The following is an 8,550-nucleotide window of genomic DNA, read 5'->3' on the forward strand; positions in this document are numbered from 1 at the left end:
TGAGGAAAACGCATTTAAATTGGCTACTTCCGATAATTTATACTTATCGGAAGTAATAAATATAGACATCCGCCTTTTAATGTAAAAAATAATCCATCAATAAGTTTTTATTTATGCTATCCATAGCGTAAAAATAGCATATCTGCTATAATAAAGTCAGTAGTGCGTATTTGACGCAGATGAATAGAGCAACTATATCGGTGTTTATGGGTGATGAACATGAAACGACGTCATACTTCTGCCGAATGGCAACAAACGATTTTTTCTTATATCAAAAACTTTTTATTAGAAAAAGGCTACCCACCGTCTGTACGTGAAATCGGCAATGCTGTGGGATTGAAGTCCAGCTCTACAGTTCACGGGTATCTCGCAAAGATGGAAGAGTCCGGTCTGATTAAGCGCGACCCGGCGAAACCGCGGGCTATTGATATTCTTGAAGAGAAGCCTTGGGAGCGTAATGTTCCCGTTCCGCTTGTTGGTACCGTAACGGCAGGTATTCCGATTTTGGCGGAAGAGAATATCGAAGAAGTGTTCTCCATCCCTCAGGGGCTTATTGGTACGCGCAGTAAAGTGTTTGCCTTGCGGGTAAAGGGATCCAGCATGATCAAGGCAGGGATCAATGACGGTGACTTCGTCTTTGTCAAACAGCAGGAAACGGCAGACAATAGCGATATTGTTGTCGCTCTTGTTGAGGATGGAAGCGCCACTGTCAAACGTTTTTTTAAAGAAAAAGATTGTATACGTTTACAGCCGGAAAATGACGAGATGGAACCATTTTTCGAAAAAAGTGTTCGGGTACTCGGAAAAGTAATCGGTACATATCGCCGATTTTAAGAAAGGGCATGCAGAGACTTTTTTCTGCATGCCCTTTCTTCAGCTATCCAGCCAACTTCATGGAACCAGTATTTTCTTAGTAAGATTTTCGATTTCTTCGGCGGCTCCCAAAATGCCGAACATAATTTGTTCAAATGTCAAACCGCCTTGCAGATAAACATTGTAAGGCGCCCGCAGAGGTCCGTCCGCACTGAACTCGATGGATGCGCCTTGCACAAACGTTCCCGCTGCCATAATAATTTGATCCGTATACCCCGGCATATCCCACGGTTCCGGCTTCACAAAGGAATCGACAGGCGAATATTTCTGTATGCCGCCGCAAAATGCAAGGAGTTTATCTTCTGAACCCAACTCGATTGCCTGAATGATATCCCCTCTTGCATCACTCGTTTTGGGATACGTTGTGTAACCGAGTTTTTCAAAAACCCCCGCCGCAAACAATGCCCCTTTCATTGCCTGTGATACTACATGAGGTGCTAAAAACAAGCCTTGGAAAAACAAGCGATTGTTGACAAGTGATGCACCGAGTTCTGCTCCCATGCCCGGTGCTGTCAAGCGATAAGAGGCAAGTTCGATAAGATCCTTTCGTCCTGCAATATAACCGCCCGTTGGCGCAAGTCCCCCACCGGGATTTTTGATCAAAGAGCCTGCCATAATGTCGGCTCCTACTTGCGTTGGTTCCTGCAATTCTACAAACTCACCGTAACAATTATCAACGAAGCAAATGCAGTCGGGTTTCAGATGATGAACCTTTTCACAAATGGCTTGAATGTCTTTGATGCACAGCGTTGGCCGCATACTATACCCGCGAGAACGCTGAATCAAGACCATTTTCGTCTTTTCATCAAGCGCTGCATCTATTTGATCTATAGCAACAAGCCCGTTTTCCAGCGAAAGTTCATCGTAAAGAACGCCGTGTTCTTTCAAAGAGCCTGGACTGGATACTGCGTGACCGATGACTGTCTGCATCGTGTCATAAGGTGCGCCGGTCAAAGATACAAGCCTATCTCCCGGGCGCAATATGCCGAACAGCACCGTAGCCAAGGCATGTGTACCGGAAACGAATTGCGTACGCACCAACGCGTCCTCAGCTCCAAAGACGCGTGCATAAAGTTCTTCAAGTTTCGTCCTGCCTATATCATCATACGCATAACCGGATGATGTGTTGAAATGTATATCAGAAACCTTGCAATTTCGCATCTCTGTAAGAACTTTCAAGGTATTTTCTTCGCTGATTTTTTCGATCTTCCGAAAAGGATCTTCTAAATCTTTTAAGACTTGCTCTTTTAATGCAAGAACCCTGCTTGAAAATGGCATGAGATAAAATCCTCCTATTCGTTCTGTTCCATCGCTTTTCGGCGAACATCCTGCAATCGTGGAACGAGGTGATGTTCGAGCTTGGTAGCAAGTTCGCTGAGATCGGTTGCATCGAAAAGGTAATTGATTTCCGGAATCCCGCGAATTCTGCCTTCACCGAAGAATTCATCACGAAAAATATTGTAATAGATAGCAAAATTGCTCTCAATGGAAAAATCGGAATAATCCAAGATGATGTAAGAGCCGTTCGTAATTTTCAGCGGCTTTTCCGGTCCGATGAATCGTTCAAATCCTTCCAGTGATACAGGAAGGGTTTTTCCGTATTCCCACGCCATAATATTCTTCTTGCGAACGATGCTGCTGACGGCTGTTGGCTCGAATGTGATGAGCTCCACAAGCAGCTTTTTCAGATGCTCATCAAGATGTTTTTCAAAGGCAGAAATATTGGATGCAATAAATTCAATGCAGCAAAATTTCGTCAGACCGATTTGCACGCTAACCTTGTATTCCTTAGTTTCTTCATGATAATACGCCGTGGCGATGCAGTGCTCGTCGGGATTCTCGTAGGAAAACAGTTGATATATATCTTCTTCGATTGTCATATCTTTTCGATACGAGAATCCTTCAAACAATGCCGGCAACTTCTCTAAATACGCCCATGTACGAACATCTTCTTCGACTTTTTTTATCTGCTCTTCTTTCAAGATATTCTCCTCGATATATGGTATGCGAAAAGACAGGAGCCGACTCTACGCTCCTGTCTTTTTCATAGGTACCCTATCTATTTGCCGGTTCTGCCTCGTTTCGTCAAAGGCATACCCTCTTTACAAAGGGGGCACACTTCTGGCTTGTACGCTTCAACATTCATGTGCAGAAGGGCTGTGCACGGTACTCCATCGAAATGCACCTTTCCGTTGCTGCGATCCACAAGCATTGCCACAGCTACAGGTATTCCGCCAAACTCGCGCACAACCTCAATGACTTCCTCAATCGACCCGCCGGTCGTGACGATATCCTCGACAATCAGGACCCGTTCCCCTTTTTCTAACGAAAACCCGCGTCGGAACGTCATTTTTCCGTTCTCACGCTCGGTAAATATGGCTCTTGTGCCAAGGGCTTTTCCTGTTTCGTGCGCCAAAAGAATACCGCCAGTTACAGGACCTACGACGGTATCAATGCTCTTGTCCTTGAACTTTTCCGCTATCGCACGACAAAGGCGTTCTGTATACTGCGGATGCTGCAATACATTGAACTTCTCTACATAGTGCGGGCTGTGCAGCCCTGATGTCAGGAGAAAATGACCATGCATAATGGCATGGGTCTCTGTCAGTAAGTCTTTGACTTCTGCTTCTGTCATGACTTTACGCTCCCCATCTCTTTCAGGATATTTTCTGCCGCATGTTTAGGATTCAGCGCTAAACGAATGGGGCGTCCAACGACGAGATGTGTAGCGCCGCTTCCTAAGGCGATTGCCGGCGTTGTAATACGGCTCTGATCGTTAATGGCTGTACCCGCAGGACGCACGCCCGGCGTCACGATCAGGAAATCCTGACCACAAGCATCCCGAATGGTTTCCGCTTCCATCGGTGAGGAAATAACGCCGTCAAGCCCCGCCTCTTGCACCAGTTTTGCCAAATGGACAGCCTGATCATCAAGATCCATATCCGGCCACATCCTGCTCCAATCTTTCAGACTGATGCTGCTTAAAATGGTTACTGCCACGAGTTTCGGCCTTTCGATGCCAAGTTTTTCCGCCTCATCCTTAACCGCTTCGAGTGCTTTTTCCATCATGATAAAGCCGCTTGTAGCATGGACATTGATCATGTCGATTCCCAGCCGCGTCAAAACACGCAAGGCATTGGCGACCGTATTGGGAATATCATGGAGTTTTAGATCGAGAAACACCTTTTTGTGTTTGCTCTTGAGATATTCGATCACTTCGGCACCCATACTGTAAAACAGCTCCATGCCAACCTTGTAAAATCCTACACTGTCACCCAATGTTTCGACGAGATTGTGCACCTCATCCACGGAATGAACATCCAACGCTACAATTAACCGCTCATCTGCCATTTCCTATCCCCCCAAACATTTCTCTCTTACATTATTATAGTATGGAAGCCGAAGTTTGTCTATATTGTATCAAGGCGGTGCATAGCGGCTACCCACAACCCCAGTAACCACGAGCCTTCGCGCAAATAAGGCATCAATCTTTCTCGCCTAAGACACGAACTTCGGGAAACAGCTTGACTTGATGTTTGTCAAAAACGCACTGCTGTACTTGACGGATGAGTTCAAGCACATCTGCCGCCGTGGCGCTGCCTGTGTTTACGACGAAACCCGCATGTTTTTCGGAAATCTGCGCCCCACCGACCGTGAATCCTTTAAGTCCCGTCTGTTCAATCAAGGTTCCGGCATAGTAGCCTTCCGGTCGTTTGAATGTACTGCCGGCGCTTGGCATTTCCAAAGGCTGCTTGCTCTCCCGACGCTTCGTAAACCCTGCCATTTTTTCCTCGATATCTTGTACCGCGCCTGGTACAAGAGTAAGTTCGACTTCGCAGATAGCGCAGCCGTTCTCTTGAAAAATGCTGTGACGGTAGCCGAATTCTAAATGATCTGCTGCAAAATGCACCGTTTTCCCTTCGGGGGAAATCGCTCGAACAAGAGAAACGACTTGCTTCATTTCACCATCATAAGCTCCGGCGTTCATGAATACAGCCCCGCCGATGCTTCCCGGTATGCCGCAGGCAAATTCCATGCCGGAAAGCCCTTTCTCAGCGGCGAATTTTGCTATGTCGCTGAGGAGTGCGCCGGCGCCTGCCTTGAGGATATTGCCCTTCTTCTCGATGGCAGAAAACAGGGAATTGAATTTGATGACAGCTCCGCGTATGCCTTTGTCCAAGACGAGTACGTTGGAACCGTTGCCGAGAATCACGAAGGGAATGCCGTGCTTCTTCAAGCATTGAAAAACAAACGACACATCTTCCATTGAAGTCGGGAAGATGAGCACATCCGCCGGACCGCCAATGTGAAATGTCGTATGCTCACGCATTGGCTCGTTTAGGAGAACACATGACGGCTCCATACGGCTCCGAATCTCGTCAACAAATTTTTGGTCGATTTGCAAATCCATTCAGCCCCATCTCAAAAATTTCATATTCTCGTCAATTGGAAAAATATAAAATGCATCCGCACGATGATTCAAGATTCATGCCAATGACCGGAAGGCTCAAGTCCCGGAAAACCAATCTGTCGCATGGCTTCATACGCCACAATAGCGGCGGCGCTCGAAAGATTTAGGGATCGCGCTCCTTCGCGCATGGGAATGCGTATGCAGTCGTCCCAGTGCTCTTTGAGCAGATTTTCGGGAATCCCTGCCGTCTCCTTCCCGAATACGAGAAGATCATCGGCCGTGTATGACACGGTATTGTAGGAGCGCGGCGCTTTCTTCGAGCAATAGTGAAACTTTTTGCCTTCGAAAAGCTGCAGAACCTCGGCGAAGTTTTCGTGATAATGCACCTTAACCAAACGCCAATAGTCCAGCCCGGCGCGTTTCAAATATTTATCTTCGACAGAGAATCCCAAGGGTTTAACGAGATGAAGATCTATGCCGCTGACGGCGCAAAGGCGCGCGATATTTCCTGTATTGCCGGGGATCTCCGGCTCAATCAAAACGATGTGCAAGAATTCTCCTCCTGCCGTTTTATTGCAGAACCGCGCCCGTGCTCGCCGATGTTGTGAGTTTGGCATAACGGGCAAGATAGCCTGTCTTGATCTTCGGCTCCGGCTGCTTCCATGCCGCCTTGCGCGTGGCAAGTTCTTCGTCGCTAACTTCCAGGCGAAGCGAGCGATTGGGGATGTCGATCGAGATGATGTCGCCATCCTCGATGAGCGCGATGGGACCGCCTGACATGGCTTCAGGCGAAACATGCCCGATACATGCGCCTTGGCTTGCGCCGCTGAAGCGACCGTCCGTAATGAGTGCGACCTTGAGTCCCATGCCTGTGATGACAGCGGTCGGATTCAGCATCTCCTGCATACCCGGGCCGCCTTTTGGACCTTCGTAGCGGATGACAACGACATCGCCGTCTTTGATCTCGCCTAACATGATGGCATTGACCCCCGCCTCTTCAGACGAGAAGCAGCGTGCCGTGCCTTTGTAGACGAGCATATCTTCTGCCACAGCAGAGGCCTTGACGACGGCGTAATCCGGCGCCAAATTGCCGTGCAGAATCGCCAAACCGCCTTGCTTGCGGTAAGGATCGTCAACGGTGCGTATGACATCTGAGCGCACGATCTTCGCATTTTTTATACGCTCGCCGATCGTTCCCGTGACAGTCAAAGCATCCAAATGAATGAGTCCCTTGCGAGAAAGCTCCTTCATGACCGCCGAAAGACCGCCCGCCTCATTGAGATCCTGCATGTGATGCTTGCCCGCCGGACTGAGCTTCGTCAGATACGGCGTGCGGCGGCTGATTTCATCAAAAAGCGGTGCGGGAAGCTCGATGCCGACCTCATGGGCGATGGCGGTCAGATGAAGAACCGTATTCGATGAACCGCCCACCCCCATATCGACGGTGATGGCATTTTCAAACGCCTTGTGCGTCATAATGTCGCGCGGTTTCACGTCGTTTTTGATGAGTTCCATGACGACGGCGCCTGCACGTTTCGCCAACAGTCTGCGCGCCCCCGTATAGGCGGCGGGGATCGTGCCGTTGCCCGGCAGTCCCATGCCGAGAACCTCTGTCAGGCTGTTCATCGTATTGGCAGTAAAAAGACCTGCACAGGAACCGCAGCTGGGACATGCCTGCTCTTCAAGTTCTTCCATGACGCTTTCGTCGATGAGACCTGCTGCAAATTTTCCCGCAGCCTCAAAGGACTGACTGACGCTGACATCCTTCCCTTGGAAGCGGCCTGCAAGCATCGGACCGCCGCTTACGACGATCGCCGGAATGTTCAGCCGTGCCGCCGCCATCAGCATACCGGGAACGACTTTGTCACAATTCGGAATGAGTACAAGCCCGTCAAAGCCCGATGCCATAGCTACGGATTCAATCGAATCGGCGATAAGTTCACGGCTGGCAAGTGAATACTTCATACCCGTATGTCCCATAGCGATGCCGTCGCAGACGCCGATTGCCGGAAATTCGAGCGGCGTGCCGCCGGCAGCAGCTACGCCGAGCTTAGCCGCCGCTGCAATTTCACGGAGATGGATATGCCCGGGAATCACTTCGTTGAATGAATTGCAAATGCCAATCAACGGCTTCTGCAAATCCTCGGGACCATAGCCCATCGCGTGGAACAAAGAACGGTGCGCACAGCGCGTCGCGCCTTTTTTAACAACGTCACTTCTCATTACTTATCCCGCCTGTCTATTCAAACTATACACGAAAAGGAGTACAAAATATACCCTAGATTGTATCGCAATTTACCGCTACATTCAAGATATTTATCTGCGGTTCAAAACTCGATGCCTTTTTGTGCGCGAATCCCCTGCTCAAACGGATGCTTGACAAGCCTCATTTCCGTTACGAGATCGGCGCATTCGATGACGGCGGGCAAAGCATCTCTGCCCGTCAATACGAGATGGAGAGCAGCGGGCTTTTGCGATAGAGCCGTCAAAACTTCCTGCTCTTCAAGCAGACCGAACTTCAAAGCATAATTGATTTCATCAAGGATGACCATATCCCATCTCCCGCTCTTGATTTCGGAGACAGCTTCTTGCAGCGCCGCTTGCGCTTTTTTTCGATGCTCGATCATTTCCTCAAGGGAAGCATTTCTTGTAAAGCCTATGCCCATAGGTCTTATCTCGATGCGCCCATCTGCTTCAGCAAGAGCCTTGAGTGCAGTAAGCTCACCGTATTTCCAGCTGCCCTTGATAAATTGCAGGATCAGGATGCGAAAACCGTCGCCCCATGCACGCACGGCGAGACCGATAGCCGCTGTCGTTTTCCCTTTGCCATCCCCCGTATGAACGAGAATAAGCCCCTTTTTTTCCATCATGTGCCTCCTTCCATGACCGTTGTCCATCGGTCTGTACCGTTTGGACTTGACCTCTTGGATGTTCATGGTATACTAATTAAGTTAGTTATCATTATAACCTCTATTTTCTTTTTGTGGTGCTTTTATGAAAAAATTTCTTCTCTTTACGTTCATTATACTATCTTTTACAGTTCTCTGTGCTTTTTTGACGGAAAAGACCGATGTACTCGGTCTGCGCAATATCCCTTTTCATCCGATCTTTGAAAACAGAGGCGACCACATCGTCATCTCATGGAAACGTCTGCCCTATCCGTGTCGCTACCGCATCGAAGCGCTTTCAAAAACGACGGGACTTATCGAAGGAGAGCCGGAATATCATGCTTTTGCTTCTGATTTCACCCTCAAGTCATCCTATGA

9 protein-coding genes and 1 pseudogene are annotated in these 8,550 nt (G+C 48.7%); 2 read left to right on the forward strand and 8 right to left on the reverse strand.

Annotation, left to right across the window (positions count from 1 at the left end):
* Positions 1-219: 219 nt before the first annotated feature.
* A complete protein-coding gene (gene lexA, locus ACTTKG_RS07320; RefSeq protein WP_442673579.1) occupies positions 220-834 on the forward strand; it encodes a transcriptional repressor LexA in 615 nt (204 codons plus the stop codon).
* 57 nt (positions 835-891) lie between these two features.
* Here lexA and ACTTKG_RS07325 read toward each other — a convergent pair whose 3' ends face one another.
* The 8 genes from ACTTKG_RS07325 to cobO all read right to left on the reverse strand — a co-directional run bounded on the left by ACTTKG_RS07325 (position 892) and on the right by cobO (position 8,154).
* Positions 892-2,151 carry a methionine gamma-lyase family protein gene (locus ACTTKG_RS07325; protein ID WP_442673580.1) on the reverse strand — a complete coding sequence of 420 codons (1,260 nt, stop codon included), beginning with the start codon at positions 2,149-2,151 and terminating at the stop codon, positions 892-894.
* Between the two features lie 14 nt (positions 2,152-2,165).
* On the reverse strand, positions 2,166-2,855 hold the full coding sequence (locus ACTTKG_RS07330) for a hypothetical protein (protein WP_442673581.1): 690 nt from the start codon (positions 2,853-2,855) through the stop codon (positions 2,166-2,168).
* Positions 2,856-2,932: 77 nt separating this feature from the next.
* Positions 2,933-3,508 (reverse strand): orotate phosphoribosyltransferase, encoded by a 576-nt coding sequence (gene pyrE / locus ACTTKG_RS07335; RefSeq protein ID WP_442673582.1) that lies wholly within the window; start codon positions 3,506-3,508, stop codon positions 2,933-2,935.
* On the reverse strand, positions 3,505-4,224 hold the full coding sequence (gene pyrF / locus ACTTKG_RS07340) for an orotidine-5'-phosphate decarboxylase (RefSeq protein ID WP_442673583.1): 720 nt from the start codon (positions 4,222-4,224) through the stop codon (positions 3,505-3,507). Before pyrF ends, pyrE begins: the two co-directional genes overlap by 4 nt.
* 133 nt (positions 4,225-4,357) lie before the next feature.
* A complete protein-coding gene (gene murB / locus ACTTKG_RS07345) occupies positions 4,358-5,284 on the reverse strand; it encodes a UDP-N-acetylmuramate dehydrogenase (protein WP_442673584.1) in 927 nt (308 codons plus the stop codon).
* Between the two features lie 68 nt (positions 5,285-5,352).
* Positions 5,353-5,835 (reverse strand): tRNA (cytidine(34)-2'-O)-methyltransferase, encoded by a 483-nt coding sequence (locus tag ACTTKG_RS07350; RefSeq protein WP_442673585.1) that lies wholly within the window; start codon positions 5,833-5,835, stop codon positions 5,353-5,355.
* A 19-nt stretch (positions 5,836-5,854) separates the two neighbouring features.
* Entirely contained in the window at positions 5,855-7,507 is a 1,653-nt protein-coding gene (gene ilvD / locus ACTTKG_RS07355; protein WP_442673586.1) for a dihydroxy-acid dehydratase, read from the reverse strand.
* Positions 7,508-7,611: 104 nt separating this feature from the next.
* Complete coding sequence (gene cobO, locus ACTTKG_RS07360) at positions 7,612-8,154, reverse strand: cob(I)yrinic acid a,c-diamide adenosyltransferase (RefSeq protein WP_442673587.1); 543 nt, start codon at positions 8,152-8,154, stop codon at positions 7,612-7,614.
* 124 nt (positions 8,155-8,278) lie between these two features.
* Here cobO and ACTTKG_RS07365 point away from each other — a divergent pair.
* Positions 8,279-8,550: pseudogene (locus ACTTKG_RS07365) on the forward strand (GDSL family lipase); the annotation flags it as partial.

Origin of the sequence: Selenomonas sp. (assembly GCF_052169755.1) — a bacterium.
Lineage (GTDB): Bacteria > Bacillota > Negativicutes > Selenomonadales > Selenomonadaceae > Selenomonas.

Excerpts from the sequence above, each read along its gene's own strand:
- lexA (WP_442673579.1), top strand. The coding sequence starts at position 220 with ATGAAACGACGTCATACTTCTGCCGAATGGCAACAAACGATTTTTTCT.
- ACTTKG_RS07325 (WP_442673580.1), bottom strand. The coding sequence starts at position 2,151 with ATGCCATTTTCAAGCAGGGTTCTTGCATTAAAAGAGCAAGTCTTAAAA.
- ilvD (WP_442673586.1), bottom strand. The coding sequence starts at position 7,507 with ATGAGAAGTGACGTTGTTAAAAAAGGCGCGACGCGCTGTGCGCACCGT.
- pyrE (WP_442673582.1), bottom strand. The coding sequence starts at position 3,508 with ATGACAGAAGCAGAAGTCAAAGACTTACTGACAGAGACCCATGCCATT.
- cobO (WP_442673587.1), bottom strand. The coding sequence starts at position 8,154 with ATGATGGAAAAAAAGGGGCTTATTCTCGTTCATACGGGGGATGGCAAA.
- pyrF (WP_442673583.1), bottom strand. The coding sequence starts at position 4,224 with ATGGCAGATGAGCGGTTAATTGTAGCGTTGGATGTTCATTCCGTGGAT.
- murB (WP_442673584.1), bottom strand. The coding sequence starts at position 5,284 with ATGGATTTGCAAATCGACCAAAAATTTGTTGACGAGATTCGGAGCCGT.